The sequence below is a fragment of the Hafnia paralvei genome, assembly GCF_020150375.1.
GTDB lineage: Bacteria > Pseudomonadota > Gammaproteobacteria > Enterobacterales > Enterobacteriaceae > Hafnia > Hafnia paralvei.
This window is the reverse complement of sequence record NZ_CP083737.1, coordinates 4,360,074-4,375,431: the sequence shown is the minus strand read 5'-3', so window position 1 is coordinate 4,375,431 and position 15,358 is coordinate 4,360,074. Positions and strand designations below refer to the sequence as shown.

The window sequence follows — 15,358 nt, the reverse complement described above, 5'->3', positions numbered from 1 at the left end:
ATTCAGAAAGCATGAGGACTGTGGGCTTAATGTTCTCTATTTTATTGGGGGTATTGCCCTTGAAATAAGAGCAATATTGATGATTGGCCACCGATGGTTAATAATAAAACCATAAATATAGATATGGTGAATGTCTACCGTGGCCTCTCCGATAAGTTAAGAATTACTTCTGTGAATCAACGTTGCCACAGCCACCAATCATTTTAGAGATTGAAATCGCAGGGTGGAATAAATAGTCGTAGCTACAGTTTTTTGCTTTGTTATCAATGTGTCCAGTACAAGCGGTCAGAGTGGAGAGTACTGCGGCAACAATGGAGAGCTTAATAAATTTATTCATTTTCATTCCCGTTATTAAATTAATATTAATTGCTTAGTATTAATATCTGAAACGAATGTTTGATTAAGACACCTCGCTCAAATATAGGTGTGCGACTATATGATATAAGATTTATGCTTACAAGCATGGAGGTCGAGTAATGACCTGAAAGCTTTTTTAAGCAAAGCTTAATTATGCGTTGCTTGCGGATATTATTTTAGATATCGGTTATTTTAATGCTCTTTTACCAGTCCATTTTATTTAAATAAAAACACAGAAAGAATATCTAGCACATTTAGTTTTAATGTTGAGAGTTTGATTTATCTATTAACCTTTTTCATTTATTTATCACGTTATGACAACGTATTGAGTCCAATTACTTTATAGCCTATGAAGGCTGGCTGATTCAAATTGAGGGATTTTGATGAGGCTAAGCCTTGAGGCGTGGCCTCAAGGCTTGAATTGAAGGGATAACGTTGTTGTTAGTGGCTGTGTCTAACAAACCGTTTAGTGTTACTTTTTAGTCGCAGCGCTAAACCAGTTGAGCTTGTCACGTAATGAAACCACTGTGCCGACAATGATCAGGCTTGGGCTTTCAACCTGCAGAGCTAATTCACCAAGCGCTGACAGTTCACCGGTAACGACTTTTTGTTGTACCGAGGTTCCATTTTCAACCAAGGCGATTGGCATTGACTTGCTCATACCATGCTTGATGAGCTGTGCCTCAATTTCAGCGGCCTGATTGAGACCCATATAAAACACTAATGTTTGTTTTTCGGCGGCTAAATTAGCCCAGTCCAGCGACGTGTCTTTCTTGGCATGCCCAGTCACTAGCCGCACGCTTTGCGCATAATCTCGGTGGGTTAGTGGAATACCGCTATAGGCTGAACAGCCAGAGGCGGCCGTGATCCCAGGGACAACGGAAAACGCGATACTGTCATCTGCTAATACTTCTAGCTCCTCGCCACCGCGACCAAAAATGAAGGGGTCTCCACCTTTCAAGCGAACGACACGTTTGCCGTTACGCGCATTGCGTAATAGGATTTGATTAATTTCATCCTGCGGTACGCAGTGGTAGCCAGCCCGTTTGCCCACGAAAATGCGTTCGGCGTCGCGTCGAACTAAATTCATGATGTCATCAGAAACTAGTCGGTCATAAACGACTACATCGGCCTGCTGGATTTGCTGTAGACCCTTTAGCGTGAGTAGTCCTGCGTCACCGGGGCCAGCGCCAACCAATACAACTTCACCACGCTGCTCCAGAGGCTGTTCAAAGAGATCGGTGAGGTGTTTGTCTACCATCGCTGCATCCTGATTTGCCAGCGATTGGGCTAAGCGGTCATGCGCAAATAGACGCTCCCAAAAACGGCGGCGTAGCGTGATGGTTGAGAATTTATCTTTCACCTGCTGGCGTAAATCACCCGCTAAACGAGCGAGCTGGCCTAAATGTTGCGGTAGGATTGCTTCCAGTTTTTCGCGCAGCAAGCGCGCTAGCACCGGAGATTTACCACCGGATGAAACGGCGACCATAAGCGGTGAGCGGTCGATAATAGAGGGCATGATAAAACTGGCGCGCTTAGGTGCATCGACCACGTTGCAGAAAATCTGGCGTTCGCTGGCCTGTTGGAACACGAGATCGTTGACGTTCTCATCGTCAGTCGCAGCGATAACCAGCCATACACCTTCGAGTAGAGTAGGGGAGAACTCACCGTGCGCCTGCTTTAGCTTGCCATCTTTTGCCCATAGGTCGAACTGTGGCGTGAACTCTTTGGCATTAACCGTGATATCAGCCCCTGCATCCATCAGCAGCCTTGCTTTACGTTCAGCGACTTCGCCGCCGCCAACCAGCAGGCAGGCCTTTTGTTGCAACTGACAAAAAATCGGTAAATAGTCCATCGAACAATCCTCACTACGGAATTTGCTTCGGCAAAAAAGCGCATCGCCTAAGCAATGCGCCATAAAATCATTAAGCTGTCTGATTCTGTTGTGCCGAAACTTCCGCCACCGGGCGCTGCGCGCGCGGTGTTGCATACCAGTAACCGAGACCCATAAAGACCGCACCGGATAACGTATTATCCAGTGTCACCCACAGCAGGTTGTGGCCAATACCGCTTAGAGTAAAGGATTCGCTGTGATTACCGAGCCAAGATAGGGCAAAAAGGGTCATGTTGGCAACCGAGTGCTCGTAGCCTGATGCGATAAATGCCAGTAAACACCACCAGATAGCGAGGAATTTGCCTGCGCCTTCGGTGCGAAGTGCCATCCAGATTGCCAAGCAAACCAGCCAGTTACACAGCGCGCCCTTGAAGAAGAGTACGGCTGCGGGAGCCGTTGTTTTTGCTAACGCTGCGGTGTGGACCAAGCTGCTGTCAACCGGTAGTAGGTTGCCGCCGCCGTAGTAATATAAAACGGCGACGAAGATTGAACCGATAAGGTTCCCTAGCCATGTTTGCGGCAGGATGGCTAACCATTGGCTTCCGCTAATGGTGCCCGCTTTTACACCGAGGGTCAGGAACATCGTGTGGCCGGTAAATAACTCAGAGCCTGCGATAATGACTAATGTCAGGGCGATACCAAAGGTGGCTCCCATTAACAACGGACGTAATGCGGGCTCGACCATATTTCCCAGTGTAAAAATCAGAATGATGCCGAGGCCAACATAAGCCCCTGCCATCGCAGAGCTAATCCAAAAACCAAACGGGTTATCTTTGTTCAGGCGAACAATGCGTGCTGCATTGGTAGCGCATTTATTGATGGTGTCGGTAAACATACTGGCTTCCATTAGTTGTTAAAGATTAAAGGTGAAAATTTTGGTGAAAACTGAAATTAGGGTGACTTGATATTTTGTTGCTGTGTAAGGTTTCTACCGCCCGTCAATAACAGCTTCCGGCACGTTGTCCTTCAGCCGAAGGGAGGCGTCCGGCTAGGATTCGCCGACAGGACGTCGGCGAAAGAACGGAGGAGCCAGAATGGCGATTGAGCCGCCTTGCTCGGACGCTTGCATTAGCGCATATGTAGATTTCGGTGCCTTAGGCGTACGAAACCTTACACTGACCGGATATCCGCCTCGCTCACTCACCCACCGCCTGCACCTGCACAAACCCATCAACTAAACGGGTCTTAAAGTGTGGAACCGAGTGGGTTTCATCTTCAAGACAATAGCCATCTACCAAGCGGAAATGCTGCTTTTTCAAGGGGCTGGCTACCCATAACTCACCTTGATGCTCGGCAATCAGTCCACGAGATAGCACGCTTGAACCGGCAAACGGATCGATATTGCTGATGGCGAATACTTGTTCATCCTGATACGGTCGAAACACGGCGACCTGATGGCTTCCGACTAATGCGCACACGCCGGTGCCCGGCAGGATGTCGTTTAATGGGCAGACATTGATCCACTGGCTCATGCGTTAGCCTCCTCGGTTGCAATCAGGGTGACAGGGATGCGTTCATCTGGACGTGCAGGGCGATGCTGTGCGCGCTCTGGAACGATTTGGACATTAGGATCGCGTTGGTCACTGTTGATAAAGTGTGCGAAACGAACCTGAGCGGCTGGTGTGTTAACGGTTTCAGTCCACTCGCAGATAACTTTTTCGCGTAGACGGGTCATTTCTTGTTCTAACAGGGCGTTCATGCCCAGCTTGTCGTCAATGATGACGGAGCGCAGGTAGTCGATACCGCCTTCCAAGCTTTCCAGCCAAACGGAGGTTCGCTGCAATTTATCGCCGGTACGGATATAGAACATCATGAAGCGGTCGAGATATTTGATCAGGGTTTCACGATCCAGATCGGCGGCCAGCAGGTCACCATGGCGCGGTTTCATCCCCCCGTTGCCGCAAACATAGAGATTCCAGCCGTTTTCGGTGGCGATAATCCCCACATCTTTGCCCTGTGCTTCGGAACACTCACGCGTACAACCAGACACACCAAACTTCATTTTGTGTGGAGTACGAATGCCTTTGTAGCGGTTTTCTAATTCCACGCCGAAGCCAACGCTGTCGCCAACGCCATAACGGCACCAAGTACTACCGACGCAGGTTTTCGCCATGCGCAGCGCTTTGGCATAGGCGTGACCGGTTTCGAAGCCGGCTTCAATCAGTTTGCTCCAGATAGCGGGCAGATCGTCTTTTTGCGCTCCAAACATACCGATACGCTGCGAGCCCGTGATTTTGGTATACAGATTATATTCGCGAGCAATTTCGCCGATTGCCATCAGTCCTTCTGGCGTAATTTCACCGCCGGCAGAGCGAGGAATGACCGAATAAGTACCATCTTTCTGAATGTTAGCGAGGAAGTTATCGTTGGTATCTTGTAGCGGAGTGAGGTCTGGCTGTAGAACGTAGTCGTTCCAGCAAGAGGCTAGCAGAGAGCCCACGGTAGGTTTGCATACTTCACAGCCGTAGCCTTTGCCGTATTTTGCCAGCAATTCGCTGAAAGATTTGATCTGTTCGACGCGAATCAGGTGATAGAGCTCCTGACGTGAATAGGCAAAGTGTTCACACAGATGGTTGTTAACTTCGATACCTTGTTTCGCCAACTCAGCGTTCAGAACCTGAGTAACGAGTGGAATACAGCCACCGCAGCCGGTGCCCGCTTTTGTTGCAGATTTAATCGCGGCGACGGTATGACAACCTGCATTCACAGCTTTAATGATGTCGCCTTTGCTGACGTCGAAGCAAGAACAGATTTGAGCGGTTTCAGGCAGAGACTCTACGCCGATAGCCGGTTTACCTTTACCCGCATGAGCAGGCAAAATGAGGCTGTCTGGGTGCTCTGGCAGTTCGATGTCGTTCAGTGTGAGCTGTAGCAGATTACCGTAGTCGCTGGTATCTCCAACTAAAACGGCGCCGAGCAGACGTTTGTTGTCAGCGCTGACGATAATGCGTTTATAGATTTCTTGGCTTTCATCCAGATAAACATAGCTGCGTGCGCCTTCGGTACGGCCATGGGCATCACCGATGCCGCCGACGTCTACGCCCAACAGTTTCAGTTTGGCGCTCATATCCGCGCCGTGGAATCCGTTTTCTTTGCCAAGCAAATGGTCAACGGTGACCTGAGCCATTTTGTAGCCGGGAGCAACCAAGCCGAAAGTACGATCGTTCCAAGAGGCACATTCACCGATGGCATAGACGTCAGGATCTGAGGTTTGGCACTGATCGTTAATCACGATCCCGCCGCGACGGGCTGTGGCTAAACCGCACTGATGTGCCAATTTGTCTTGTGGGCGAATCCCCGTGGAGAAGACGATAAAGTCGATTTCCAGCTCAGTGCCGTCGGCAAAGCGCATGGTTTTACGAGCTTCGCTGCCTGAATGTACGATCTCTTGCGTGTTTTTGCTGGTATGAACGCGCACGCCCATACGCTCAATTTTCTCACGCAGTTGTTGACCGCCCATTGGGTCGAGCTGCTCGGCCATAAGAACGGGCGCAAATTCAATAACATGAGTTTCAACGCCGAGGTTTTTTAGGGCGCCAGCGGCTTCAAGACCTAACAGTCCACCGCCGACAACGGCACCGCGTTTACTGAGGCGTGCACAGGCTTCGATAGCGTTAAGGTCTTCGATGGTTCGGTAAACAAAGCAATCTTGGCCTTCACTTCCCTTGATTGGCGGAACCCATGGATAAGAGCCGGTTGCCATAATCAGTTTGTCGTAGTGGATAGTACGGCCAGAGTTGGAATAGATGATTTTTTCGCTGCGATTGATGGTGATAGCGCGCTCGCCAACCAGCACATTCACGTTGTGTTTCTGATAGAAGCCTTCACGAACCAGTGAAAGCTCTTCAGCGGTGTGATGCGAAAAATAGGAAGAAAGATGAACGCGGTCATAGGCGACGCGGGGCTCTTCACAGAATACGGTAATCTCAAATTGATTCGGTTCAGCTTTTTCTAATAGTTCTTCGATGAAGCGATGGCCGACCATCCCGTTACCGATAATGGCGAGTCTTAGTTTGCTCATTTTTGCCTCAGAATTTGCTGCAAATGAAAGAAGTCTACGCCTACCATAATCCTCCGTAGGTTGTGTTTATTGATGTAAATCAATTTGCTTTCCATATACCTCTAAGGTGGTAGCTGACTGATTTTATTGAAAATTTGTTAAGTTGCTGATTTTTCGCAACTTTGGCTGAAACGAGTCAGTCATGGAGGTGGGCGACCTAAGCAGTATCAGAAAAAGTGAAATGCCATTTTGTTTTAATTTTAAACAATAGAGTAATCACATCGGCCAAACAGGCAGAAATCGATAAAATTCTTATAACCCACACGAAAACGATTGCTTTTTGTATGCAGAAGAATAGAATGCGGCGGATTTTTTGGCCTGAAAACAGCGAAAGGAGGAATGTCGTGTCGCAAGATAACAACTATAGTCAGGGGCCCGTCCCGCAGTCAGCGCGGAAAGGGGTATTGGCATTGACGTTTGTCATGCTGGGATTAACCTTCTTTTCCGCCAGTATGTGGACCGGAGGCGCTCTCGGAACCGGTCTTAGTTATCATGATTTCTTCCTCGCAGTACTCCTCGGTAATCTTCTTCTCGGTATTTACACTTCTATTCTCGGCTACATCGGTGCGAAAACCGGCCTAACCACACATCTTCTTGCTCGATTTTCTTTTGGTGTTAAAGGCTCATGGCTACCATCGCTGTTGCTGGGAGGAACTCAGGTCGGCTGGTTTGGTGTGGGCGTTGCGATGTTCGCTATTCCGGTAGGGAAGGCGACAGGGCTCGATATTAATTTGCTAATCGCGATTTCTGGGCTGCTGATGACGGTGACCGTTTTCTTTGGTATTTCAGCACTGACGGTGCTTTCGGTGATTGCGGTTCCTGCCATTGCTTGCCTTGGCGGTTACTCAGTTTGGCTTGCGGTACACGGAATGGGCGGCTTAGACGCGTTGAAAGCGGTGGTACCTGCCGAGCCTTTGGATTTCAACGTTGCGTTGGCATTAGTGGTGGGGTCTTTTGTCAGTGCTGGAACGTTAACCGCTGACTTTGTCCGTTTTGGACGTAACGCCAAGCTGGCGGTGTTAGTTTCGATGGTGGCGTTCTTCCTCGGCAACTCTTTGATGTTTATCTTTGGTGCCGCCGGCGCCGCGGCGTTGGGCATGGCAGACATTTCTGATGTAATGATTGCCCAAGGTTTGCTGCTGCCTGCTATCGTGGTGCTGGGGCTGAATATTTGGACGACTAACGACAATGCGCTGTATGCGTCAGGTTTAGGTTTTGCCAACATTACCGGCATGTCGAGCAAAACGCTGTCGATTATAAACGGTATTATCGGCACTCTCTGTGCCCTGTGGCTATATAACAATTTTGTTGGCTGGCTGACCTTCCTCTCTGCCGCCATTCCTCCCGTCGGGGGCGTGATCATCGCTGACTACTTGATGAATCGCCGCCGCTATGAGCACTTTGCTACCGTGCGTATGATGAGCGTCAATTGGGTCGCTATTCTAGCCGTAGCATTGGGTATTGCGGCGGGTCATTGGCTACCAGGCGTAGTGCCGGTGAATGCGGTGCTCGGCGGCGCTCTGAGCTATCTGGTACTTAACCCGATTCTGAATCGTAAAACGGCAACAACAGCAGTATCAACAATAACAAATGCGGAGGCTAACGGTGTCGAATAACTTACTTCAGGCGGTCATTAATGCTCGGTTAGCGGGCAAAGAAGGTCTTTGGCAGATTCGTTTGCACGATGGAAAAATAAGTACCATCGAAGCGCAATCTGGCGTATTACCGGTTTCGCCAAATAATCTGGACGCTGAACAAGGGCTCGTTTTACCGCCTTTTGTTGAACCGCATATTCATCTGGATACGACCCAAACCGCTGGGCAGCCAAGCTGGAACCAGTCAGGCACTCTGTTTGAAGGTATTGAGCGCTGGGCCGAACGCAAAGCCCTCTTAACTCATGACGATGTGAAACAACGCGCATGGCAAACGCTGAAATGGCAAATCGCCAACGGTATTCAGCATGTGCGTACCCACGTTGACGTTTCCGACGCCACATTAACGGCGCTTAAAGCGATGCTTGAAGTGAAGCAGGAAGTCGCTCCGTGGGTCAATTTGCAAATCGTCGCGTTTCCGCAAGAAGGGATTATGTCTTATCCTAACGGCGAAGCTCTGCTGGAAGAGGCGTTACGTTTAGGTGCTGATGTTGTTGGTGCCATTCCGCACTTTGAATTCACGCGTGAATACGGTGTGGAATCTCTGCATAAAACCTTTGCCTTGGCGAAAAAATATGATCGTTTGATTGATGTTCACTGCGATGAAATCGATGACGAACAGTCTCGCTTTGTGGAAACCGTTGCCGCATTGGCACACCGTGAAGATATGGGGGCGCGAGTTACTGCGAGCCATACTACGGCGATGCATTCTTATAACGGCGCCTATACCTCACGTTTGTTCCGTTTGCTGAAAATGTCAGGCATTAATTTTGTGGCGAACCCTCTAGTGAATATTCATCTGCAGGGGCGCTTCGATACTTATCCAAAACGCCGTGGTGTTACGCGCGTGAAAGAGATGTTGGAATCAGGCATTAACGTCTGTTTTGGCCATGATGATGTATTTGATCCATGGTATCCACTTGGCACAGCAAATATGCTGCAGGTGTTGCATATGGGACTACACGTGTGTCAGCTGATGGGTTATGGCCAGATTAATGACGGTATCAATTTGATCACTCACCATGGCGCCAAGACCTTGGATCTGAAGGACTATGGAGTCGACGTGGGGAACAGCGCCAATCTCATTGTATTGCCGGCTGATAGTGGTTTTGACGCCGTACGTCGTCAGGTTCCCGTGCGCTATTCCGTACGCAACGGCGCGGTGATCGCTTGCACTCAGCCAGCCAAAACTACGTTGCACTTGGAACAGTCGGAAGCCGTGGATTTCAAGCGTTAATCGTAATCTTTCGGTAATAAAAAACCGGCCATTTTACTGGCCGGTTTTTTTTCAGCACAAGTCTGAATTATTTAGTGCTGTGGCCATGTAGGCGGTGACGCGTCACGAAGCCCAATAGTAAACACATCACAAATACCACCAGATACAGACCATTGGCCGTTGCCAGCGCTGCATGAGCACCGCTTTTTGCAACGATTGGGCCGGTAACGATGAAGGTCAGCATAGTACCGATGGTGCCGCAGGTCAGAATGAAGTTCACCAGCTTTGGTGAAGACACTTTGGTTTGCAGCGAGCCTAACGTAATCAGCGTGGTATAAATTGCGCTGCTGACGAAGCCAAGGCCGAGAATGTACATGCTCAGCATGCCGACTTGCTCAGTGGTGACGAACAGATACATCATCACGGTAGAAAGCGCGGCTAGAGCAGTCACGATGCGTTGTAGATCGAAGAAACGCAGGATGAAGCTGAAGATCCACATGCCAACCATATAAGCCGTCCAGAAGTTGCTCACTAGCGCGCCAGCTTCTTCGATGCTCATATTAAAGTGTTTACTGGCATATTCTGGCACCCACTGGATAAAGCCCAATTGGCCAAGGATGTAGCACAGTGCTGCAATCGACAAGAATAGTACGCCAATGCCCCACTTCTCTTTAGCGACAGGCTCACTTTGATCGTCTTTTTTCTTGCCCAAAATAGGGAAGTCAGACATCAGCGTCAATACGAAAATCGCCAGATATAACACGCCGATGCAGGCATAAACCCAGTACCAAGTAACATGGTTAGCCAGTAAGGTTGCCGCGACAATTGGGAACACCATCCCCGCCATGCTAAAGAAGGAGTCGGTGAACAGCAGGCGTGAGCCGCGCTGACGGCCTTCATAGATATGGGTGATGAGGAAGGTACCGATAGACATCGTAATCCCACTCACTACGCCCAGTACAAACATGCACAGCGAGAACATCACCAGACTGTGTCCGACCATCAAGCCAGCAACGGCTAAGATCATCAACACGAAACCGAAAATCAGCTGACGCTTGAGAGGGATGATTTCCATCAACCATGCATTGAGGAAAATAGAGACCAAAATGCCAGCATTAAGGAATGTAAAAGTGTTACTCATGCTGGAAATCGGCAGATTGAAGTATTCTGCGATATTGCCCATCACCATCCCGGTGACAATCACCAATGCACCGGTAAGTGCATAGGAGAAGAAACTGATCCATGTTAGGCGAATGCGGTTGCTGTTGGTCATAGCAAGGCCCGTGTCAGTAGTATTGAGGAAATAGGAAAGTATTTGCGAGGGGTCGAGACAAGAATAATCGATCCCACAAGGCGGCGAATCCTAGCATAGTTACAGGCTATTTTTGTGATGAAAGTCGATTTTTTGCTGTAACTCTATGAATGAGTTTCTTACAAAGGCGATCTGGGTAGACATTATTGGTCTTATTCGCTCATAAATTGCCTTTTCGCGCAATCACCGAACCACGATCAACGATCGTTGGTATAAAGACTTCTGGTGCGCATTTGGGATCGATCAGACGTTCGGTTGCATGCCGTGCCATATCCGTTATTGGGAAATGAAGGCTGGTTAATGCTGGACGTACAAAGGCTGCACGTTCACCGCTGTCGTAACAGATGAGTGAGATGTCATTGGGAATATTGAGTCGATGCTCGGTGATAGCGAGCAATGCGCCGATCGCCATCTCTTCATTGCAGCAATAAATCGCTGTTGGGTGATGGCTTTGTAGCAGCTTATCGGCCATTTGATAACCGCTTTGCATATCGTAATCACCTTCCAAACAGGCAACGGGTTGCAATCCTGCTGCTTGCATCGCATCCAAAAATCCTTGGCGGCGCAGTTGACTTGAAGGTCGGAAGGAGGAACCGCTGATGCAGGCGATTTTGGTGTGCCCAAGTTCGATGAGTCTGTTAGTTGCCATTTGGCTGGCGTGATTGTGGTCAAAAGCGATACAGCGATCTTCAAGGCCAGGAACGAGGCGATCCAGAATTGTAAATGCTTTCCCCTGCTGTGCTAGCTGGCGCAATTGCTCGTCACTGAGCGCTCTGACGTGCAGAATCAGCCCGTCGCAGCGTAAATTATATAGACGTTGGATTGCCTGCCATTCATTTTCGGCGCTGTTTTTCCCCTGAGTCACCAGAAGCTGTTTGCGATGGCTTTCGGCCTCACTCTGTACATTGTCCATCAGCGCGCCGAAAAAACCTCCGCGATAGGATGTGGTGACTAAACCTAATGTTTGGCTTTGGCTGGAGGCTAATGCTCTGGCTGCGGGATGAGGGCTATAGCCCAGCTCGGCAATCGCCATTTCAACCATGAGACGCGTCTTTTCCCTGACGTTACTGTCGCCATTAACGACGCGTGAAACCGTGGCGCGGGATACCCCAGCGCGGGCGGCAACGTCTTCAAGAGTGGTCATGGTTAATTTCCTTATGTACCCGTCATACTTCAAGTTGCATTTTTGTTGGCTGCCTTCACTCACCCAAATGACTGACTAGAGTAGCTCATCTGGGTGCCCTCATTGGCCGCCTTAATACAACTCGAACTATTTAGGGGATAGCCGTTTTGAGTCCAATATTGCTGGCAGCTTTAGCACGTCGGCGAGCTAGGTTTCTACCCCAGCTGCGCGATGGGCTGGGGTATGCTTGCTCATTAATTAAATTGTGGCAGATATTCTTTGTTAACCGCCAGCACTTCATCTAATAAAGGTGATGCCAGTGCGGCATCGCCAATGAGTGGGTTAGTGACCAGCGCCAGAAGCGCAGATTTTCTGTCGCCGTGTACTGCGGCTTCAATGGTTAAGCGCTCAAATGATTTCACTTCTTGTGTGAGTCCAACCATTGAGACGGGCAGAGAACCAAAGGCCAACGGATGAGCACCTTGGGCATCTACAATACAGTCAGTTTCAATCACAGCATCATCTGGCAGATCGCGGATCGCCCCGTGGTTTGGTGTGTTAACAACCAGACGCGTGCCTAGATTGTTGTGGATGGCGCAGATCAGTTCCAGTGCGACCTCTGAATAGAAAGAGCCTCCGCGGAAGCTGAGCTGCTCTGGCTTGTGGTCTAAATGCGGATCGGCATACAGCTCAAACAGCTCTTTCTCGACTTTCATCACCTGTTCAGCGCGGGTTCCGCCTTTGCTGGCTTCAGCCATTTCATCCTTCAACATTGAGCGTGTTTGATAGAAATAACGATGGTAAGGGCAAGGGATCGCCCCCAGTGCGCGCAGGAATTCCGGCGGCCAAGGCTCTTCTTTTATGTTGTTCATGGTCAGTGCCGCACCATCGCACAACATGTCGATCACTCGCTGTGTTTGGTCTTGCCCGTCTGCGGTGACCTGATGTACCCACACCATATGATTCAATCCAGCAAAGCGTAGTTGAACGTCCTGATAAGGGCGCTGTAACATTTTTGCGATCATATGGTGCATGGTGACCGGCACGTTACACAGGCCGATGATTTTGGCTTTGGTATAGCGAGAAACGGCTTCGGTGACGATCCCTGCCGGATTGGTAAAGTTGATAATCCACGCATCGGGCGCTAACTGCTCAACTTTACGAGCGATATTCAACATCACGGGGATAGTGCGCAGCGCTTTGGCAAAGCCACCAACGCCGGTGGTTTCTTGTCCAATCAAACCAAATTTCAAACCGAGACGTTCATCGGCGGCACGAGCAGGAAGCTGCCCCACACGCAGTTGAGTTAATACAAAACTTGCGCCGCGGATGGCATCGTCAGGCGAAAAATGTACGGTGACTTTTACGTGCTCAAGACCATTGCGTGCCAGCATCCGGCGGGTCAAATCGGCAATGATATCCACTTTGTGATGGCCAGCCTCTACGTCTACCAAGGCAAGTTCAGACAGCGGAATTTGTTCTGAACGCTGGATAATGCCTTCCACCAGTTCGGGAGTGTAGCTGCTACCGCCGCCAATAATGGCAATTTTTATCGGGATCATGCGAGGCTCTCCTCTTGATCTTGCATAGCAGATTCTTCAGGCAGTCGGCGATACAGTTCGATCATATCTCCCGCCAGATCCTGAATGACCATGGCATTCATCAGATGATCCTGTGCGTGCACGGTAATCAGATTAATTTGTAATTTTCCACAACCCTCATCCATGCCAATCAGCGTCGTCTGGATGCCGTGTGCTTCACGCGTAGCCGCTCTGGACTCATCCATCATTTCTTGCGCACCGACAAAATCTCCGGCTCTGGCGCGTTGAAGCGCCATCAATGCACTGCTACGAGCGCTGCCTGAATGAACCAACAGCTCCATGATCGTTTGTTCAAAATCCATAATTCCTCCGATACATCTTTCAAATCGGTTTAAGGTTGAGGCTGAGTTTCAGCGGCAGCGGCCATTTCTTGGGCTTGCTCATTTTCCTGAGCGAGTAGCTGTTTTTCATAGACTTTAAAGAACGGATACCAAATCAAGATATCGATAACCATCAGCACTAAGACCAGAATCAGCGCTTTGTAGTCCCAAGCGGCGGAGATCATCGCGCCGAGCGGCGCGGGAGCGGTCCATGGGGCTATTGCCACCATTTTTTGTACGAGATCTAAATGCAGCGCTACGTAGGCCAAAACAGCGTTGACCATAGGCACGACGATTAACGGGATAAACAGCGTCGGGTTCATCACCACTGGGGAGCCAAACAGCAATGGTTCGTTAATATTGAAGATGGCGGGTACTACGCTAAGTTTGCCGATGGTTCGCAGATGAATTGAACGGCTGCGTAGGTAAAGGATCGCGAGAACTAAGGTAGAACCGGAACCGCCAATACAGACATAAAATGACCAATAAGGTGCGGTGAGTATTTGAGTTGTTTCCATTCCGTGGGTCATTAACGCAGCGTTGGCGGCAATATTGGCCATAAAAATCGGGTTAAGCAGGCCGGTAACAATGTTGTCGCCATGAATCCCCGCAAACCATAGCAGGTTGGCAATCAGCAGTGCTAGCAAGATGGCAGGAAGCGTGTCACCGACGGCGATTAGTGGCTGGAAAACTTGCATCACGGCGGCGGGCAGCAGCAGGTTGAATTCGCTCTGCATAAACAAGCTAACCGGATAGACCGTGAGCAAAATACCGACGACCGGATAGAGTAGTTCAAAGGAGCGGGCTATCGCCGGTGGAACCTGTTCCGGCATACGAATCGTGATGTTGTACTTTTTCAGTAAACGGATCAGTTCAACGGACCAGATCGCGCAAATGAGAGCAGTGAAAACCCCTTGGCCACCGAGGTAGTCGAGCGCCATTTTGTTTTCAAGCTGAGGAGCCGCTGCCAGCAGGAATGCCATTAGCGCTAACAGTGCCGCGGTGAGACCGTCAATTCCATAAGATTTTGCCAGACTATATGCAGTACCCACCGTAACAAATACGCTCATTAGCCCCATTGTCATGAAGAAAGGCATGGTGATAGTGTCCCAGTGCGCTTTGGCGAAGGAGAGCCATGCTTGTCCGAACGAGGATGTGGTTTGTGCATCAAACGGCGGGTTGGCGATAATCAACATGATACTGCCGATAATCAGGAAGGGCATGGCTGAAATAAAGCCGTCGCGGATAGCAATGATGTGTCGCTGACTACCGATTTTCCCCGCGAGAGGGGCGATGTGGCTTTCAACCACGCGCATCAATGAAGCATAGAAACTCATAGCAGTGACTCCACAAGGTGAAGATAACGCTGACAGGGAAAATAAGACCCAAATAAGAAATCGTTATGCGATTAGCGCTAGCGCCTTATCGAGCACTTTGTCGCCACGTAGCATGCCGTAGTCCATCATATCGATGACGGCAACGGGCTTGCCAAAAGGCTGGGCGATTGCGCTAAAGCGCGCCAGTTCATACTTCACCTGTGGGCCAAGCAGTATGACATCGGCATCTTGGATACGCTGTTCAAACTCAGCGGCGGGAACGGCTTGAATATCGACTTCAATGTCGCGTTTGGTTGCTTCGGTATTCATTCGTTGAACGAGCATGCTGGTGGACATTCCAGCCGCACAGCACAGTAAGATTTTTTTCATCACCCGCCTCACAAATCAGATTAATAAAAGAGAATTATTTGTTGTAATTGTTAAATGAGAGCGCTCTCATTTGTGTTTAAGACTAGCAACTTTCCTCAAACGGTTTGGGAGATGGTT

Annotated in this window: 13 protein-coding genes; 2 read left to right on the top strand and 11 right to left on the bottom strand. The window is 49.5% G+C overall.

Annotated elements, in window-relative coordinates:
• Positions 1–163 precede the first annotated feature (163 nt).
• The 5 genes from K9N75_RS20300 to nirB form a co-directional block, all read right to left on the bottom strand.
• The gene (locus K9N75_RS20300) at positions 164–337 is read right to left on the bottom strand and encodes a YhfL family protein (protein WP_064572534.1); all 174 of its coding nucleotides are present in this window, start codon (positions 335–337) and stop codon (positions 164–166) included.
• Positions 338–829: 492 nt separating this feature from the next.
• Entirely contained in the window at positions 830–2,212 is a 1,383-nt protein-coding gene (cysG, locus tag K9N75_RS20295; RefSeq protein WP_224452048.1) for a siroheme synthase CysG, read from the bottom strand.
• Positions 2,213–2,282: 70 nt separating this feature from the next.
• A complete protein-coding gene (gene nirC / locus K9N75_RS20290) occupies positions 2,283–3,086 on the bottom strand; it encodes a nitrite transporter NirC (protein ID WP_224452047.1) in 804 nt (267 codons plus the stop codon).
• A 301-nt stretch (positions 3,087–3,387) separates the two neighbouring features.
• Positions 3,388–3,723: a nitrite reductase small subunit NirD gene (nirD, locus tag K9N75_RS20285; RefSeq protein ID WP_061059450.1), complete on the bottom strand. Its 336-nt coding sequence runs from the start codon at positions 3,721–3,723 to the stop codon at positions 3,388–3,390.
• Complete coding sequence (nirB, locus tag K9N75_RS20280) at positions 3,720–6,272, bottom strand: nitrite reductase large subunit NirB (RefSeq protein WP_224452046.1); 2,553 nt, start codon at positions 6,270–6,272, stop codon at positions 3,720–3,722. The genes nirD and nirB overlap by 4 nt, the downstream gene beginning before the upstream one ends.
• Positions 6,273–6,655: 383 nt before the next feature.
• Here nirB and codB point away from each other — a divergent pair, with 383 nt between their 5' ends.
• Positions 6,656–7,927: a cytosine permease gene (codB, locus tag K9N75_RS20275; protein ID WP_224452045.1), complete on the top strand. Its 1,272-nt coding sequence runs from the start codon at positions 6,656–6,658 to the stop codon at positions 7,925–7,927.
• Positions 7,917–9,200, top strand: a complete 1,284-nt coding sequence (codA, locus tag K9N75_RS20270; protein WP_224452044.1) for a cytosine/isoguanine deaminase — start codon at positions 7,917–7,919, stop codon at positions 9,198–9,200. Before codB ends, codA begins: the two co-directional genes overlap by 11 nt.
• Before the next feature lie 67 nt (positions 9,201–9,267).
• On the opposite strand, the gene tsgA is transcribed toward codA, so the two are convergent.
• The 6 genes from tsgA to K9N75_RS20240 form a co-directional block, all read right to left on the bottom strand.
• Positions 9,268–10,452: an MFS transporter TsgA gene (gene tsgA, locus K9N75_RS20265; RefSeq protein WP_224452043.1), complete on the bottom strand. Its 1,185-nt coding sequence runs from the start codon at positions 10,450–10,452 to the stop codon at positions 9,268–9,270.
• A gap of 199 nt (positions 10,453–10,651) precedes the next feature.
• Positions 10,652–11,635, bottom strand: coding sequence for a LacI family DNA-binding transcriptional regulator (locus tag K9N75_RS20260; protein ID WP_130961239.1), 984 nt, complete (start codon positions 11,633–11,635; stop codon positions 10,652–10,654).
• Positions 11,636–11,868: 233 nt separating this feature from the next.
• Positions 11,869–13,176, bottom strand: coding sequence for a 6-phospho-beta-glucosidase (locus K9N75_RS20255; RefSeq protein WP_224452042.1), 1,308 nt, complete (start codon positions 13,174–13,176; stop codon positions 11,869–11,871).
• A complete protein-coding gene (locus K9N75_RS20250) occupies positions 13,173–13,517 on the bottom strand; it encodes a PTS lactose/cellobiose transporter subunit IIA (protein ID WP_008815489.1) in 345 nt (114 codons plus the stop codon). The genes K9N75_RS20255 and K9N75_RS20250 overlap by 4 nt, the downstream gene beginning before the upstream one ends.
• A gap of 29 nt (positions 13,518–13,546) precedes the next feature.
• Positions 13,547–14,872 carry a PTS sugar transporter subunit IIC gene (locus K9N75_RS20245; protein WP_061059455.1) on the bottom strand — a complete coding sequence of 442 codons (1,326 nt, stop codon included), beginning with the start codon at positions 14,870–14,872 and terminating at the stop codon, positions 13,547–13,549.
• A gap of 63 nt (positions 14,873–14,935) precedes the next feature.
• The gene (locus tag K9N75_RS20240; protein WP_064572541.1) at positions 14,936–15,241 is read right to left on the bottom strand and encodes a PTS sugar transporter subunit IIB; all 306 of its coding nucleotides are present in this window, start codon (positions 15,239–15,241) and stop codon (positions 14,936–14,938) included.
• Between the last annotated feature and the right edge of the window lie 117 nt (positions 15,242–15,358).